Genomic DNA, 16,430 nt, shown 5'->3' on the forward strand with positions numbered 1-16,430 from the left:
TGTGCGGGTCTCGCTCAGCGCCAGGCGATGTCGACGAGGTCGCCGGCCAACGCGGCCGGCACCTTCACCCGCATGTACGTCCCGTCGTCACGGTGTTCGGTCTCGAGGACGTCGCCGTGGGCGTGGATACGCGAGACGAGGTCGCCCCGCGAGTAGGGCACGAGCACCGACATCTCCACGTCGTCGCGCCCGATGACGTCGCGCACGCGGTCGAACAGCTCGTCGAGCCCCTCGCCGGTGACCGCCGAGACGAACACGGCGTCGGAGAACTCGCCGCGCAGCGCGGCGAGGGTGAGAGGGTCGGCGGCGTCGATCTTGTTGACCACCAGTATCTCCGGCGGTGCGGTGGCCTTCTCGCTGCGCACGACCTCGTCGATCACCGTGCGCACCGTGGAGATCTGGTCCATGGGCAACGGATCGGACGCGTCGACGACGTGGAGCACCAGGTCGGCGTCGACGACCTCCTCGAGGGTCGAACGGAACGCCTCGACCAGCTGCGTCGGCAGGTGTCGCACGAACCCGACGGTGTCGGTGAAGACGACCTCACGGCCGTCGTCGAGCGTCGCACGACGGGTTGTCGGATCGAGCGTCGCGAACAGGGCGTTCTGGACGAGCACGCCGGACCCGGTCATGGCGTTGATGAGACTGGATTTCCCGGCGTTGGTGTACCCGGCGATGGTCACCGCGGGTACCGACGACCGACGGCGGCCACTGCGTGACACCGTTCGCGCCGTCTTCATGCCGCGGATCTCGCGACGCAGCTTGGCCATCCGTTCACGGATGCGCCGTCGATCGGTCTCGATCTTCGTCTCACCGGGACCACGCAGGCCCACACCGCCGTTGCTACCCGCCCGACCGCCGGCCTGACGGGACATCGACTCACCCCAGCCGCGCAGCCGCGGGATCATGTACTCCATCTGCGCCAACGCGACCTGCGCCTTGCCCTCGCGGGAGGTGGCGTGCTGGGCGAAGATGTCGAGGATCAGGGCGGTGCGGTCGATGACCTTGACCTTCACCACCTTCTCGAGCGCGTTGAGCTGGGCCGGTGTCAGTTCGCCGTCGCAGATCACCGTGTCGGCGCCGGTGGCCAGGACCACCTCGCGGAGCTCGTGCGCCTTGCCCGATCCGATGTAGGTCGCGGGGTCGGGACGATCGCGCCGCTGCATGACCGCGTCGAGGATCTCCGAGCCGGCCGTCTCGGCGAGTGCCGCCAACTCGGCCATCCGCGCCTCCGCGGTGGAGGCGTTGCCATCGGTCCACACCCCGACCAGCACGACCCGTTCGAGGCGTAGCTGTCGGTACTCGACCTCGGTGACGTCGGTGAGCTCGGTGGACAGTCCGGGTACGCGCTGTAGCGATGACCGCTCGTCGAGCTGCAGCTCGCCGGTGGTCGGCGTGCGCCGCCGGAACTGTTCGGTGATCCCCGCTGTGCGGTCGGTCTCGCCGAACGCGTCGGTGTCGTCGGTGTGGTCGATCGTGTTCGTGTCGGTGAAGAAGGTGTTCTCCTCTGTGTCGTGCGCGGTGTCGTGATGGTCGGCACCGGTGTCCGGTGATGCCGGGTGTCCGGCCTGTGGTGTCAGTGATCTCATGGATCGGTGGGCCCCCGCATCCGATTTTCCGTCGGGCATGAGGTCGCCGTCGTCGGCAACGCGCGGTTCGGCTTCCCGCGAGGACGTCACCGGGTGGTGGTCCGGGGTGGGTTCGAGGCCCGGTCCCACCCGGGTCGCAACACACCCGAGCCCACGAGGACCGACGGACCGGTCAGGTAGGCGGCGTCGGCCTCGAGGCAGACGGTCACCCTGCCACCGGGTACGTCAACGTCGATGGTGCCCAGCTGATTCCCGGTCGACGCCAGCAGTGCGGCCGCCGCGGCGGCGACGGTTCCCGTGCCGCAGCTACGCGTCTCACCGACGCCGCGCTCGAGGACCCGCATCGCCACGACACCCTCGCTCGGTGGCGTGACGATCTCGATGTTGACGCCGGACGGGAACACGTCGGTGTCGAACCGTGCACCCGACGCGAGATCGACAGCATCGAGGCCGGCGCGGTCGAGATCCGGTACGACACAGGCGAGATGCGGATTGCCGACATCCACGGCGACGCCCGCGACGGTCAGATCGCCGAGCGTCGCCTTGCTCTCGACACCCACGGCAACCGGCCCCATCTCCACGGTGACGGTAGCGGTCGTGGCATCGGCGTCGGAGACGTGCACCGCCCGCGCGCCCGCGCGCGAGCCGACGACGAAATTGGGTCCCTCCACGAGTCCGGCGGCGACGAGGTGGTGAGCGAACACACGCACCCCGTTGCCGCACATCTCCGCGATCGACCCGTCTGCGTTGCGGTAGTCCATGAACCAGTCGCGGGTCCCGACACCGGCCGGCAGTTCGTCGAGCGCTCCGGTCACACACAGCGCGTCGGCGCGGGCGACGCGCAGCACACCGTCGGCACCGATACCGCGACGTCGATCACACAGGGCCACCACGAGGTCGGCAGTGAGATCGAGGCGCGCGTCGGCGTCGGGCAGCAGCACGAAGTCGTTCTGGGTGCCGTGCCCCTTGAGGAACGCCATGCCCTCGGTGTCGACGTCTGCTGCCATAGGCCCAGGTTACCGTTCGTGTCCGTCGCGCGCGGCCGGTGCTCCGGGCGCGGGGGTGGCGTCGACCAGGGCCGAGACGGCGTCGAGCATCGACGGGTCGGCGGCGTCGAACCAGTGGATGCGCGGATCACGCCGGAACCACGAGCGTTGGCGGCGGACGTAGCGACGGGTCCCCGTGAACGTGAGCTCGCGCGCGGTCGCCATGTCGAGTCGTCCGTCGAGGGCGTCGAGGACCTGCGCATAGCCGATCGCCCGGGGCGCGGTCGTACCCTCCCGCAGCCCGCGCCCGACGAGCGCGCGGACCTCCTCGACGAATCCGTCGTCGAACATGGCGTCGGTGCGCCGACGCAGGCGCTCGTCGAGGGCGTCGGTGTCGCGGTCGAGCGCGACGATCGTCGTCGCCCATCGCGGGGCGCGGCCGATCGGCGGCGCCGACGCCGCGAACGGTTCCCCGGTGATCTCGACGACCTCCAGCGCCCGCACGATGCGACGGCCGTCCGACGGCAGGATCGATGCCGCGGCCGCCGGGTCGACCTGCGCCAACCGTCGGTGCAGTGACCCCACCCCGTCGGAGGCGAGCTCGTCCTCGAGTCGCGCGCGCACGGCGGGGTCGGTGGCCGGGAAGGTCCAGTCGTCGAGGAGCGACTGGATGTACATCATCGACCCGCCGACGATGACCGGGCGGCGATCGGCGGCGATGATTGCCTCGACGTCGGTGCGGGCGGCCGACTGATAGCGGGCGACGGTCGCGGTCTCGGTGATGTCGAGGACGTCGAGTTGGTGGTGGATGACCCCGCGGCGCATCTCGGGCGGCACCTTGGCCGTCCCGATGTCCATGCCCCGGTACTGCTGCATCGCGTCGATGTTGACGATCTCGCCGCCGTGGCGCTGCGCCAGGTCGAGGGCGAGCTCGGATTTGCCGGTGCCGGTGGGACCGATCACCGCGATGGGTGTGCGAACCGGGTCGCGGGGCCGAGGCGCTGACGGCCCGGTCAGCGTTCCCACCACGCGACCTGATAGCCCACCCCGAACGGCGCCCCGCGGTAGAGCGATACCGAGGTGGTCGACGCGTCGCCGGACGCGGTCCACGCCGCGGCCGCGACCTGCCAGGCCGCGCGGCCGGCGATCCGCATCTGCGCGCAGGTCTGCTCCTCGAGCCGGGCGAGGGCCTCGAGGTCGGCGGCGGCGAGCGCGTCGTCGATCCGGTCCTGCAGTGCGGCAGCGCCGTCGAGGAGTCCGGCCGGCGCCCGGTCGGTGAGTCCGGTCGACCCGTCGCCGACGACGAGGATTCCGATCGTCGCATCGGATGTCGCGCACCGACGTGCGAGCCGTTGCCCGATCGCGGTGCACTCCGTGCCGGTTGTCGACGGGTCGACGAGCACCGGGTCGATCTCGACGCCGTCGGCCACGCGGCCGCGCAGCCAGGCGGCGATCAGCATCGGGGTGGGCATCGTGTCGCCGTCCGGTGGCGCGACGGTACCGGGGTCCAGCGACACCGTCAGGTCGACCCCGAAGCCCGCGAACGTCCCCGTCCGCGGCGTCGGGGATCCATCGTGCGGGGCGACGCCGATCGCGATCCAGGTACTCGCCCGGGCGGCCAGGCGTCGGCCCACCTCGAGCACGGCATCGCGGATCGGGTCGACGTCGGCGACCGCTCCGGGACCCGACACCTCCGGGACGATCAGCGGGGCACCGGGGACGAGGGCGACGGCGGTGAGCACACCGCAAACGCTAGTCGACGCGGCCCCGCACCCCGGCGCCCGCGCACGGCCCACGGCGTTGACGCGACTGCGCACGAAATCGGCGCCCGCCTGCTTAGATGGGGTCCACGACCACCCGGGTGGGGACGCATCGGGTGGTCGGACGACAGTGGCAGCCGTGACGCGCGGCAGGGACGAGGTTGTGACGGACATGAGTGAACCGACAGCGCAGAGCGCGGACTCCGCGGCCGAGACCACGGACGCTCCGAGCGCGACCGTTCCGGATTCGACGCCCCCCACCGAGTCCGTTGCTGCACCGCCCGCGCCGACCGCAGCCCCCGCATCGGCGCTCACCGGATCCCCGGCGACCGAGTCCGCTCCTGCCACCACGACACCGAGCACGCCGGTGGCCGGTGCGCCGAAGCCGGGACCACGCCCGGGACCTCGACCCGGCCCCCGTCCCGGTGCGCCCCGGCCGGGCTCGACGAGCCCCGCGTCGGGCAACGCTGCGCCGGTTGTCGAGCATCCGGTACGGGTGCGCCCGGCGAGCGACCCACGACAGTTCGGTCGGGTCGACGACGACGGGACGGTGTGGCTCACCGCCGGGGACGAACCGCGCCAGATCGGTTCGTGGCAGGCCGGCACCCCCGCCGACGGCCTCGCCCACTACGGCCGACGGTTCGACGACCTCGCCACCGAGGTCGAGATCCTCGAGGAGCGTCTGACGGCGGGGACCGGTGATCCCCGCAAGACGAAGACGGCCGCGGTGGCCCTGCGCGATTCGCTGCCCACGGCTGCGGTCATCGGTGACGTCGGGACCCTCGAGCGACGGCTGACGGCCATCATCGACGGCGCCGACAGCATCGCCGAACAGCGCACGAAGGAACGCGACGCCGCCCGGTCGGCGGCCATCGCCCGCAAGGAGACGCTCGCCGGCGAGGCCGAGCAGATCGGCGCCGAGACCACGCAGTGGAAGCACGCCGGCGACCGGCTGCGCGAGATCCTCGACGAGTGGAAGACGATCAAGGGTGTCGACCGCAAGACCGACGACGTGCTGTGGAAGCGCTACGCGAAGGCCCGCGACGCGTTCAACCGCAGGCGCGGTGCGCATTTCGCCGACCTCGACCGTGAACGTGCCGGTGCGAAGGCCCGCAAGGAGGAGCTCATCGAGCAGGCGCAGGCCCTGTCGGACTCCACCGACTGGGGTCCCACGGCGGGTCGCTTCCGCGACCTGCTCACCGAGTGGAAAGCGGCCGGACGCGCGCCCCGCGACACCGACGACGCCCTGTGGGAGCGCTTCAAAGCCGCCCAGGACGTCTTCTTCGCGGCCCGCAACGCGGCCAATTCCGAGCGCGACGAGGAGTTCGGGGCGAACGCGGCGGCCAAGCGCGAGCTCCTCGAGGAGGCGAAGTCGATGGCCGACCCGGCCAAGGACCTCGACGCCGCACGCTCCCAGTTCCGGGCGCTGCGCGACCGGTGGGACGCCATCGGGAAGGTCCCCCGCGAGCAGATGCAGTCGCTCGAGAAGGGCATCCGCGCCATCGAGAAGCGCATCGCCGACGCCGAGAGCACGCACTGGCAGCGGACCGACCCCGAGGTGAAGGCCCGCGCCGATCAGTTCGCCTCGCGCGTGGCCCAGCTCGAGGAACAGGCCGAGAAGGCGGCCGCGCGCGGCAAGGACCGCGAGGCGGCGGATCTGCGGGCCCAGGCCCAGCAGTGGCGCGAATGGTCACAGGCGGCGCAGAGCGCCGTCTCCGACCTTTAGGAACCGGGTCGCGGGACGCTCAGTCGCCGAGACGGTCGGTCGGCTCGGGGTCGTCGGCGGGCGCGTCGGCGACGCGGGCCTGCGATGCACGCCGCTGCAGTGCGCGGGCGCGGTCCTCGGCCTCGGTGGCCTCACGACGACGACCCTCTTCGAGCGCGAGCTGATAGTTCGTGCGCGCCCAGACCACCCGCGCCCAGTGGAACGTGATGACGAGCAGCGCGAACCACCCGAGCACCAGCCCGACACCGACGCCGTGCGGCGGGGCGATCCCGTCGACACCGGGGGTGTTCCGCGACCACCAGGCGAGCATCCCCGCGACGCATCCGACCGCCGAGCCGCACAACGCGACCCACGCGATGACCCACCGTCGGGTCACCAGGGCCAGCATCGAGAAGCCGATGCCGAAGATGACCAGCAGATAGATGAACACCCGCGAGGTGATCGTCACCCGCTCGGTCGTCGAGTCCGCAGCGAAGGTCAGCACATCGATGCCGTTGGCCGAACCGGTGTGCGGCAGGATCATCGCCAGGATCGCCGCGAGCACCGCGACCGCCACCACGACGGCGCGTCCACCCGGGTCGATCTCACCGGCCACCTTGCGCTCGGCCTTGCGCAGGTCCCCCTCGAACGCCGAGAAGCCGTCACCGTCGGTCGATCGTGCATCACTCATGACTCACATCCTCCTCCGCATGACCCGGCGGCGGCGACGCCGGGCGCATCCGCGGCCACCGGAGCCCCCATCGCGGGCATTCCGAGACCCACCCCGATCGGCGGGGTCTGGGCAGTACGTCCGGCCGCCGAGGCGTCACCTGCGCGTGTCCGCCGGTGCGACAGCACCCCGTCGTCGGCGATCAGATGGTGCGGCGCCGCGCCGGTCACCACCGTCTCGATGACGTCACCCGCGCGGATCGTCTCGGGATCCCCCGCCGTGAAGTGCACCAGGCGACCGTCACGGGCGCGGCCGGTCCGACGCTTGGTCTCGGCGCTCTTGCGACCGCTGTCGGCGGTCACGAGCAGCTCGACGCGATTGCCGACCGTGCGCCGGTTCTCCTGCAGGCAGATCTCGTCCTGCAGCGCGGTCAGGCGCAGATACCGTTCGGTGACAACCTCTTTCGGCACCTGGTCACCCATCGTCGCCGCGGGCGTTCCCGGACGCGGCGAGTACTGGAAGGTGAACGCCGACGCGAAGCGTGCCGTCGCGACCATGTCGAGCGTCTGGGCGAAGTCCTCCTCGGTCTCCCCCGGGAACCCGACGATGATGTCGGTGCTGATCGCGGCGTCGGGGATGCGGTCACGCACCTCGTCGAGGATCGACAGGAACCGGGTCCGTCGGTAACTGCGGCGCATCGACCGCAGCACCCGGTCGGAGCCGGACTGCAGGGGCATGTGCAGCTGGGGACACACCGCGGGGGTCTCGGCCATGGCGTCGATCACATCGGTGGTGAACTCCGCCGGATGCGGCGACGTGAACCGCAGACGTTCGAGGCCGTCGATGTCGCCGGTGGCACGCAGCAGGTCGGCGAAGGCCGAACGCTGCCGTCCCAGGGCCGGGTCGACGAACGACATGCCGTAGGCGTTGACGTTCTGGCCGAGCAGCGTCACCTCGAGCACACCCTCGTCGACGAGGGCCTGCACCTCGGCGAGGACGTCGCCGGGGCGGCGGTCGACCTCCTTGCCGCGCAACGCGGGCACGATGCAGAACGTGCAGGTGTTGTTGCACCCGACCGACACCGAGACCCACCCCGCGTACGACGACTCCCGGCGTGCGGGCAACGTCGAGGGGAACTCCTTGAGTGAGTCGAGGATCTCGACCTCCGCCGCGGCGTTGTGGCGGGCGCGCTCGAGAAGGACCGGCAGCGATCCGAGATTGTGCGTGCCGAACACGACGTCGACCCAGGGCGCCTTGTCGACGACGGCGCCGCGGTCCTTCTGGGCGAGGCAGCCGCCGACGGCGATCTGCATGTCGGGGCGCTGCTGTTTGATCGGCGCGAGATGCGAGAGGTTGCCGTAGAGCTTGTTGTCGGCGTTCTCGCGCACCGCGCACGTGTTGAACACCACGAGGTCGGCGTCGGTGCCGTCGCTCGCGCGCACGTACCCGGCATCCTCGAGCACACCGGAGATGCGCTCGGAGTCGTGCACGTTCATCTGACAGCCGTGGGTGCGGACCTCGTAGCTGCGGGCGCCCTGTCCGGCGGGCGCGGTCGGCGGTGAATACGCTTTCATCGCAGCCCAGGGTACGTCCGCGGGAGGGCACAACCGGAATCGGCGACGCCGACGAGCCCCACGGGCGGACCGGGTAAAGATTTCGTTACCCACGGCCGCGCTTTCGGGTCACTTCGGGTCATGGTGACCGTAAGGTGCCCTGCATGACCGCTTCGCAATCCGGACCGGCCGCGTCCGCGACATCGGCCACCACGCCGATGATCTCGCTACACGGTGTCGACAAACACTTCGGTGACCTCCACGTCCTCAAGGACATCAACCTCGACGTCCCGGCCGGGCAGGTGGTCGTCGTGCTCGGCCCGTCCGGCTCGGGCAAGTCGACGTTGTGCCGCACCATCAACCGCCTCGAGCCGATCGACAACGGCGAGATCCGTATCGACGGCGAGCCGCTGCCGTCGGAGGGCAAGGGGCTCGCCGCGCTGCGCGCCGAGGTCGGCATGGTGTTCCAGTCGTTCAACCTCTTCGCCCACAAGACGATCATCGACAACGTCACGCTCGCGCCGATGAAGGTGCGCAAGAAGAGCAAGGACGCCGCCCGCAGCCGCGCGATGGAGTTGCTCGAACGGGTGGGTATCGCGGCGCAGAAGGACAAGTACCCGGCGCAGCTCTCGGGCGGGCAGCAGCAACGCGTGGCCATCGCGCGATCGCTCGCCATGGACCCGAAGGTGATGCTGTTCGACGAGCCGACGTCGGCTCTCGACCCGGAGATGGTCAACGAGGTCCTCGACGTCATGGTCTCGCTGGCCAAGGAGGGCATGACGATGCTCGTGGTCACCCACGAGATGGGCTTCGCACGCAAGGCCGCCGACCGCGTCATCTTCATGGCCGACGGTGCCGTCGTCGAGGACACCGATCCGGAGAGTTTCTTCACCCGCCCGGAGTCCGAGCGTGCGCGGGATTTCCTCGGCAAGATCCTGGGCCACTGATGCGGGGATCACCACGGTCGTCGACGACGGCACATCCGCGCCGCCGCCGGTGGTCGACCGTCGCCGTGCTGGCCGTGACGCTCGCCGTCACCGCGGCGTCGCTGACCGCCTGCGGCAACACCAATCCGCGCGACCTCATCGCGTCGATCAAGGACGGCTCGGTCATCCTCGGCACGAAGTACGACCAGCCCGGTCTCGGGCTCCGGGAACCGAACAAGGACTTCACCGGCTTCGACACGCTCGTGTCGCGCTACGTGGTCGACTCCATCGCCGACGACCTCGGCGTGAAGCACCCGAAGATCACCTGGCGCGAGACGCCCTCGGCCCAGCGCGAGACCCTCATCGAGAACGGCGAGGTCGACATGATCGCCGCCACCTACTCGATCAACGCCGCACGTTCCGAGCGTGTCGCCTTCGCCGGCCCCTACCTGGTGAACTACCAGGGCCTGCTGGTCCGCAAGGACGACGACAGCATCGCGACGCTGACCGACCTCGACAAGGGCAAGAAGCTCTGCTCGGTGACCGGGTCGACGTCGGCGCAGAACGTGAAGGCCCAGCTGCCACGAATCCAGCTGCAGGAGTACGACTCCTACTCCGGCTGCGTGGAGGCCCTGCGCCTGGAGAAGATCGACGCGTTGACGACCGACGAGGTGATCCTCGCCGGGTTCGCGAACTTCGACATCTACGACGACCAGTTCAAGATCGTCGACATGACGTATCCGAAGAACGCGTGTGCCACCTCCTCGGGCAAGAAGGTGTTGCGCAAGCAGGGGGCCCCGTTCTCCACCGAGCGCTACGGGATCGGCATGCCGAAGAACTACCCCGCCAACGTCACCGCGGCCAACAAGGCGTTGGACAAGATGCTCACCCCCGACGCATCGGGGTCGTCGCCGTGGGAGCGCGCACTGCGCGAATCGATCGGCGACGACGAGGTCGACGGATTGATGCGTCGGGCCGATGCCCCGAACTCGCCGTTCACCTTCACCCCGAAGCCGGGCGACCTGTCGTTCCTCGACTCGAAGTCCACCCCGTGCCCGGCAGGTCTGTCATGAACGAACTGTGGTCGGACATCGGCCCCGCCCTCTGGCCGGCCTACTGGGTGACCCTGAAACTCACCTTCTTCGCGGCCATCGGAGCGCTGGTGTGGGGCACGATCCTCGCCGGCATGCGCGTGTCGCCGGTGCCGGTGATGCGGATGTTCGGGACCTGGTACGTCAACATCGTCCGTAACACCCCGCTGACCCTGATCGTCATCTTCTGCTCGATCGGCCTGTACCAGAACCTCGGTCTCACGTTGGCGCCGGAGAACGCGAACTTCATCAAGAACAACAACTTCTGGCTCGCGGTTCTCGGGTTCGTGGTCTACACCTCCACCTTCGTGTGCGAGACGCTCCGGTCGGGGTTCAACACCGTCCCGCTCGGGCAGGCCGAGGCGGCCCGGTCGCTGGGTCTCGGGTTCTCGAAGGTGTTCGGCATCATCGTTCTGCCGCAGGCGATCCGATCGGTCATCGGCCCGATGGGCAGCGTCCTGATCGCACTCACGAAGAACACCACGATCGCGTCGGCGATCGGTGTCGCCGAGGCGTCGCTGCTGATGAAGGAACAGATCGAGAACCACGCCGACCAGATCGTCGCGATCTTCGCCATCATCGCGGTCGGCTTCATGATCATCACGTTGCTCGAGGGCTACGTGTTCGGCTTCCTCGCGAAGAGATTGGCGGTCCGACGATGAGCGGCAGCGCGACAGTCCTCTACGACGCACCGGGCCCCAAGGCGCGGCGTCGGTACCAGGCGATCGCCGTCGTCTTCGCGGCGATCCTCATCGCCGTGGTGGCGTTCGTGATCGTGACGTTGGCAGGCAACGAGCAGCTGACCTCCGAGAAGTGGAAGCCGTTCGTCGAGGTCAACACCTGGACCACGTACCTGCTACCCGGACTGTGGGGCACGCTCAAGGCGGCGGCCCTATCGATCGTGTTCGCGCTGGTCCTCGGCGCGGTCCTGGGCATCGGGCGGCTCTCCGAGCACCGCGCCGTGCGCTGGGTCAGCGGCGGTGTGGTCGAGATCTTCCGCTCCATCCCCGTCCTGATCCTGATGATCTTCGCCTACTACCTGTTCGCGCAGTACGCGGTGTTCCCGTCGCAGCAACTGGCGTTCGCGGCCGTGGTCACCGGACTCACGCTGTACAACGGGTCGGTGATCGCCGAGATCCTGCGATCGGGCATCAACTCGTTGCCGTCGGGACAGCTCGAGGCGGCGAACTCGTTGGGACTGCGCAAGTCGCAGACCATGCGGATCATCCTGCTCCCCCAGGCCATCACCGCGATGCTGCCGGCCCTGATCTCACAGATGGTGATCGCACTGAAGGACAGCGCGCTGGGGTACGCCATCGGCTACATCGAGGTCGTGCGTTCGGGCATCCAGTCCGCCTCGTACTACGGCAACTACCTGCCCGCGCTGGTCGTCGTGGCCATCGTCATGATCACCATCAACTTCGGTCTGTCGGTGCTGGCCACCACCGTCGAGCGGCGTGTCCGCGAGGGACGCCGCAAGGAGCCGACGGTCACCCCGACCCAACCCGATCCCCTGCCCGTCTGACGAACGAGTCGCCCGGCCTCCCCGACCTCGTCAGTCGGGGTCCGGGAGATCGTCGAGCGCGGTGCGGACGATCTCGAAGGCATCCGACGACCCGTAGCCCCGGCGTGCGAGCATGGCGACGAGGCGACGGGTCCGCCGGTCGCGTTCGTCGCGATCGGCGATCACGTCAGAGGTCCAGCCGCTGACCTTGCGCGCGATGAGATCGGCTGCACGGGAACGTTCCTCCTCGGCATCGATCGTGGCCAGTGCGGCCTCTGCGACGGCAGGATCGACACCCTTCGTGCGGAGTTCGTGCCGCAGGGCGGTGCGACCGCGGCCACTGTGCTCGTGTCGTGCCCGAACCCATTGCAGGGCGAAGTCCGCATCGTCGACGAGGCCGACGGCGGCGAGCCGGTCGAGAACCGAGTCCACCTCGGTGGGCTCGAACTCCTTGCCCAGCAGTCGGGTCCGCAGCTCCGACCGGCTCCGCGCGCGTAACCCGAGCAGTCTCAGCGCGCTGTCGTAGGCGGTCGCCTCAGGTCGCGACCCACCTCGTGTCGACGGCTGTTTCTCGGGCGCAGCGGGAGCCGACGACGAACGGGAGAGGATCTCGCGGGTCGCACCCTGTAGGCGCGCCCGGACATCCTCCCCCGTTCGGGAGTCGTGAGACCGATCAGAAGTCAACGGGCGCGGGCGCCACGTCATCGGTCAGGACAGCACCGATGCCGAGCTTCTCCTTGATCTTCTTCTCGATCTCGTCGCGCACGTCGATGTTCTCGAGCAGGAACTTGCGGGCGTTCTCCTTGCCCTGGCCGAGCTGATCACCCTCGTACGTGAACCACGATCCGGACTTGCGGATGAAGCCCTCGTTGACACCGAGGTCGATCAGCGAACCCTCCTTGCTGATGCCGTGACCGTAGAGGATGTCGAACTCGGCCTGCTTGAACGGCGGCGACACCTTGTTCTTGACCACCTTCACGCGGGTGCGGTTGCCCACCGCGTCCGTGCCGTCCTTGAGGGTCTCGATGCGACGGATGTCGAGGCGGATCGAGGCATAGAACTTGAGAGCCTTACCGCCGGTGGTGGTCTCAGGCGAGCCGAACATCACGCCGATCTTCTCGCGGAGCTGGTTGATGAAGATGACCGTGGTGCCCGAGTTGCTCATGGCACCGGTGATCTTGCGCAGCGCCTGGCTCATCAGACGCGCCTGCAGGCCGACGTGGCTGTCGCCCATCTCGCCCTCGATCTCCGCACGGGGCACCAGGGCGGCCACCGAGTCGACGACCAGGATGTCGAGCGCACCGGAACGGATCAGCATGTCCGCGATCTCGAGCGCCTGCTCACCGGTGTCGGGCTGCGACACCAGCAGCGCGTCGGTGTCGACACCGAGCTTCTGGGCGTAATCGGGGTCGAGCGCGTGCTCGGCGTCGATGAAGGCCGCGATGCCACCGTTGGCCTGCGCGTTGGCGACCGCATGCAGTGCCACGGTGGTCTTACCCGAGGATTCCGGGCCGTAGATCTCGACGACGCGGCCGCGGGGCAGACCGCCGATGCCCAGCGCGACGTCGAGCGCGATCGACCCGGTGGGGATCACCTCGATCGGTGCACGCACCTCGTCGCCGAGGCGCATCACCGAACCCTTGCCGAAGTTCTTGTCGATCTGCGCGAGTGCGAGGTCGAGCGCCTTCTCGCGATCCTGCGGTGCTGCTGCCATGGGGTTCTCCTGTGTCTCTGGGAGGCCGATCCTGTACGTGTCGACAGGCCGGTGTCCTCGGTGTGCGCCACGCTAGGCGGGACCACCGACAACGACATCGATCGTGCGTGCCGCCCTGTGCACCGACGTCATCTGTGGACCGATCCACCCGATCGGGATCGCCTCGCGTAGTCGAACAGGGTCCAGACTAGACGAACATCTGTTCGATGCGGGGATTCGCCACGCCGACACGCCGCCGGATCGGATGCGCGTCACCAGCGGTCACGGGGGACGTCGAAATCGCGGCAGTAGGCCTGCCACACCTGTTTCGGGTCGTATCCCGCATCGACCGCGTCGGCGCCGTTGCGCCCACCGAACTCGGGGAAGACGTGGTCTCGCAGCATGGAGTACGCGGCGGTGGAGCCGAACTCGGTCTCCATCAATTCGGTGAACTCGGTCAGACGCATCGCCGACCACCCTAGCGACGATCCCCCGCCGGGTCGTCGCGGTGTGCGTCGGACACGGCACGACACACCGCCACCGGATCGGCGAGGTCGTCTGCCACCCCTGCTGCTCGTGCGGCGGCGCGGATAGCAGGGTCGTCGAGAACCTTCTCGACGGCGTGTCGCAGCGTGGCGGGGGTCAGCGGCCGCACGCAGACACCGACCCCGGCCCGCGCGGCGCGGTTGGCGAGTTCCCACTGGTCACCGCCGCCCGGGACGGTGACCACCGGCACCCCCGCGGTGAGACATTTGGCGAGCATGCCGTGGCCTCCCCCGCAGATCGCGACCGACGCCGTCGCGAGCAGGGCGTCCTGGCGGCCGGTGGTGGCGGTCGCCCACCGGGGCAACGGGGTCGACGGCTCGGCGAGTGCGGAGACGACGAGTCGTACGGGCCGGCCGGTCGTCGACGGATCGAGCGCCTCGAGCGCGGTGTCGAGGAGATCGGCGACACCGGTCTGGGCGGTCGAGGGGGCGAGCACGACCAGCGGGCCGTCCCCCGCCGGCGGTTCGGTCGCGACGTCGGTCGGTTCCCACAGGAGCGGTCCGATGACATGGGCGTTGTCGGGCCAGTCGGGGCGCGGCACCTCGAGCGACGGGAGTGTCGCGACCAGACGGGCGTCGGGGCCCCGGTCCTCGGCGGGCAGACCGACCGACACCCGCGCCTGCCCGCGCTGGCGTTCGCCGAGCCGGCGGGACCGTGCGGTCGCCGCCCGCATCAGCGTGTCGCGCAGACGTCCGCCCACACCGGTTCCGGGAGCCAGTCCGCTGCCGATCGGCGGCAGTCCGCGGGACGGCTCGTAGAGCGGGTGTGGCGACAGCTCGATCCAGGGCAGTCCCAGCAGTCGCGCCGACCATCCGCCGCAGACGGTGATCACGTCGCACACCACCAGGTCGACCCTCTCCGCCTCGAGCAGTGGGGTGAGCGCGGTGGTCATCCGCGCCGCACGGACACTCAGTCGCGCCCCGGCGTCGGTGTCGTCGCCGTCACCGTCGACCAGGTCGAGCCCGGGCAGTTCCACGATCGCGACGGGCGGGAGGCCGACGGCGCGCGTGGCACGGATGTCGGCCCACCGGGTGCCGGTGTAGACGATGACCTCGTCACCCGCCGCGGACAGTCTCTCGGCCAGCGCGATCGCCGGGATCGCGTGTCCCGCATCGGGTCCCGCGACAACCGCGATCCGCACGTGAGGACTCCTCGTTGTCGGTTCGTCGGTGGTGACGCCGGTCTAGCGGTCGGCGGGCAGGTCGGCCGAGGGTTCACCCGACCGGGTGAACCACTTGACCACCGTCATGACACCCAGTGCCAGCAGACCGAGGACGGCCAGCGCCGCCACACCTTTCACGAGCGCCACGATCAACCCGAAGGCCAACCACACCACGACGACCGCCACCGCAATCTTCCACCACATGTCCCGCACCTCTCGATCGGTTGTCCGAGCCGATCGATGTGCCGGCCCGTCACCCTCGACAGTGCCGGTCGCCGAGGCCCGAGTCACCACTTCACGACCGAGTCGGGGGAAAGATCCGGGATGACCCCGACACCGCGGTGAGAGAACTCAGGGCACCGCCGACCCGCAGGTCAGGACTGCTCGGGACGCTTGTTCAGATCGGGTGTGGCCGGGTCGATGGCCGGGTTCGACGACGTTCCACCGGGCAGTGCGTCGTTCTTCATGCCTGCGCGGATCTGCTCGAGACGTGAATGTCCCGCCATCTGGACCGAGGCCTGCTGGACCTCCATCATGCGACCGCCGACGGTGTTGCGTGAGAGCTCGGCCGATCCGAGGGCGGTGGCGTAGCGCCGTTCGATCTTCTCGCGCACCTGCTCGAGGTTGGGGGTGTTGCCCGGCGCCGAGAGCTCGCTCATCTGCTGCAGCGACGAACTGACCTGCTCCTGCATCTTCGCCTGTTCAAGCTGGCTCAACAGCTTGGTGCGCTCGGCGAGCTTCTGCTGCAACATCATCGAGTTCTGCTCGACGGCCTGCTTGGCCTGGGCCGCCGCCTGCAACGACTGGTCGTGCAACGTCTTGAGGTCCTCCACGCCCTGCTCGGCGGTCACGAGCTGGGCGGCGAACGCCTCGGCGGCGTTGGTGTACTCCCCCGCCTTCGCGGAGTCACCGTTGGACGCGGCCTGATCGGCCAGCGTCAGGGCCTGACGGGTGTTCGCGTTGAGCTTCTCGACGTCCTCGAGTTGGCGGTTGAGCTTCATCTCCAGCTGACGCTGGTTGCCGATCACCGCTGCGGCCTGCTGCGACAACGCCTGGTGCTGACGTTGCGCGTCCTCGATGGCCTGCTGGATCTGGATCTTGGGATCGGCGCGTTCGTCGATCGTGGCGTTGCCCGCGGCCATCAGGTAGCGCCAGGCCTTCACGAATGGGTTCGGCATCTTGTCCCTGTCGTCGGTGCTCGTACGTGGTGTCGTACCCGGCCGCTCTCATCGAGGAACCGGGCGT

Annotated in this window: 17 protein-coding genes; 5 read left to right on the plus strand and 12 right to left on the minus strand. The window is 69.3% G+C overall.

Going from position 1 to position 16,430, the window contains the following annotated elements:
- Window positions 1-14: 14 nt before the first annotated feature.
- The 4 genes from hflX to ASG12_RS10385 all read right to left on the minus strand — a co-directional run bounded on the left by hflX (window position 15) and on the right by ASG12_RS10385 (window position 4,317).
- Window positions 15-1,589, minus strand: coding sequence for a GTPase HflX (gene hflX / locus ASG12_RS10370; protein WP_082501906.1), 1,575 nt, complete (start codon window positions 1,587-1,589; stop codon window positions 15-17).
- 86 nt (window positions 1,590-1,675) lie between these two features.
- Window positions 1,676-2,596 (minus strand): diaminopimelate epimerase, encoded by a 921-nt coding sequence (dapF, locus tag ASG12_RS10375; protein WP_235456549.1) that lies wholly within the window; start codon window positions 2,594-2,596, stop codon window positions 1,676-1,678.
- Window positions 2,597-2,605: 9 nt separating this feature from the next.
- Window positions 2,606-3,538 (minus strand): tRNA (adenosine(37)-N6)-dimethylallyltransferase MiaA, encoded by a 933-nt coding sequence (gene miaA, locus ASG12_RS10380; RefSeq protein WP_235456551.1) that lies wholly within the window; start codon window positions 3,536-3,538, stop codon window positions 2,606-2,608.
- 50 nt (window positions 3,539-3,588) lie between these two features.
- Window positions 3,589-4,317, minus strand: a complete 729-nt coding sequence (locus ASG12_RS10385; RefSeq protein WP_200932763.1) for a hypothetical protein — start codon at window positions 4,315-4,317, stop codon at window positions 3,589-3,591.
- Window positions 4,318-4,507: 190 nt separating this feature from the next.
- Between ASG12_RS10385 and ASG12_RS10390 the strand changes: the two genes are divergently transcribed.
- Complete coding sequence (locus ASG12_RS10390) at window positions 4,508-6,061, plus strand: DUF349 domain-containing protein (protein WP_082501907.1); 1,554 nt, start codon at window positions 4,508-4,510, stop codon at window positions 6,059-6,061.
- Between the two features lie 19 nt (window positions 6,062-6,080).
- Here ASG12_RS10390 and ASG12_RS10395 read toward each other — a convergent pair whose 3' ends face one another.
- The gene (locus tag ASG12_RS10395; protein ID WP_055788882.1) at window positions 6,081-6,731 is read right to left on the minus strand and encodes an Rv2732c family membrane protein; all 651 of its coding nucleotides are present in this window, start codon (window positions 6,729-6,731) and stop codon (window positions 6,081-6,083) included.
- Complete coding sequence (gene miaB / locus ASG12_RS10400) at window positions 6,728-8,284, minus strand: tRNA (N6-isopentenyl adenosine(37)-C2)-methylthiotransferase MiaB (protein WP_055788885.1); 1,557 nt, start codon at window positions 8,282-8,284, stop codon at window positions 6,728-6,730. The genes ASG12_RS10395 and miaB overlap by 4 nt, the downstream gene beginning before the upstream one ends.
- Before the next feature lie 197 nt (window positions 8,285-8,481).
- On the opposite strand from miaB, the gene ASG12_RS10405 reads away from it, so the two are divergent.
- From ASG12_RS10405 to ASG12_RS10420, 4 genes are read left to right on the plus strand one after another with little or no spacing between them, the layout of a single operon-like run.
- Entirely contained in the window at window positions 8,482-9,210 is a 729-nt protein-coding gene (locus tag ASG12_RS10405) for an amino acid ABC transporter ATP-binding protein (protein WP_055788889.1), read from the plus strand.
- Entirely contained in the window at window positions 9,210-10,262 is a 1,053-nt protein-coding gene (locus ASG12_RS10410; protein WP_082501850.1) for a glutamate ABC transporter substrate-binding protein, read from the plus strand. Before ASG12_RS10405 ends, ASG12_RS10410 begins: the two co-directional genes overlap by 1 nt.
- Complete coding sequence (locus tag ASG12_RS10415) at window positions 10,259-10,942, plus strand: amino acid ABC transporter permease (protein WP_055788892.1); 684 nt, start codon at window positions 10,259-10,261, stop codon at window positions 10,940-10,942. The genes ASG12_RS10410 and ASG12_RS10415 overlap by 4 nt, the downstream gene beginning before the upstream one ends.
- Window positions 10,939-11,805, plus strand: coding sequence for an amino acid ABC transporter permease (locus tag ASG12_RS10420; protein ID WP_055788896.1), 867 nt, complete (start codon window positions 10,939-10,941; stop codon window positions 11,803-11,805). The genes ASG12_RS10415 and ASG12_RS10420 overlap by 4 nt, the downstream gene beginning before the upstream one ends.
- Window positions 11,806-11,835: 30 nt before the next feature.
- Here ASG12_RS10420 and ASG12_RS21225 read toward each other — a convergent pair whose 3' ends face one another.
- The 6 genes from ASG12_RS21225 to ASG12_RS10450 form a co-directional block, all read right to left on the minus strand.
- Complete coding sequence (locus ASG12_RS21225; protein WP_235456554.1) at window positions 11,836-12,468, minus strand: regulatory protein RecX; 633 nt, start codon at window positions 12,466-12,468, stop codon at window positions 11,836-11,838.
- Window positions 12,458-13,498, minus strand: coding sequence for a recombinase RecA (gene recA / locus ASG12_RS10430; protein WP_045822518.1), 1,041 nt, complete (start codon window positions 13,496-13,498; stop codon window positions 12,458-12,460). Before recA ends, ASG12_RS21225 begins: the two co-directional genes overlap by 11 nt.
- 251 nt (window positions 13,499-13,749) lie before the next feature.
- Window positions 13,750-13,944: a DUF3046 domain-containing protein gene (locus ASG12_RS10435; protein WP_045822517.1), complete on the minus strand. Its 195-nt coding sequence runs from the start codon at window positions 13,942-13,944 to the stop codon at window positions 13,750-13,752.
- Between the two features lie 11 nt (window positions 13,945-13,955).
- A complete protein-coding gene (locus ASG12_RS10440; RefSeq protein ID WP_055788898.1) occupies window positions 13,956-15,164 on the minus strand; it encodes a glycosyltransferase in 1,209 nt (402 codons plus the stop codon).
- Window positions 15,165-15,206: 42 nt separating this feature from the next.
- Entirely contained in the window at window positions 15,207-15,389 is a 183-nt protein-coding gene (locus ASG12_RS10445) for a hypothetical protein (protein ID WP_055788901.1), read from the minus strand.
- 170 nt (window positions 15,390-15,559) lie between these two features.
- The gene (locus tag ASG12_RS10450) at window positions 15,560-16,363 is read right to left on the minus strand and encodes a PspA/IM30 family protein (RefSeq protein ID WP_055788904.1); all 804 of its coding nucleotides are present in this window, start codon (window positions 16,361-16,363) and stop codon (window positions 15,560-15,562) included.
- Window positions 16,364-16,430 lie beyond the last annotated feature (67 nt).

Origin of the sequence: Williamsia sp. Leaf354 (assembly GCF_001424365.1) — a bacterium.
Classification (GTDB): domain Bacteria; phylum Actinomycetota; class Actinomycetes; order Mycobacteriales; family Mycobacteriaceae; genus Williamsia_A.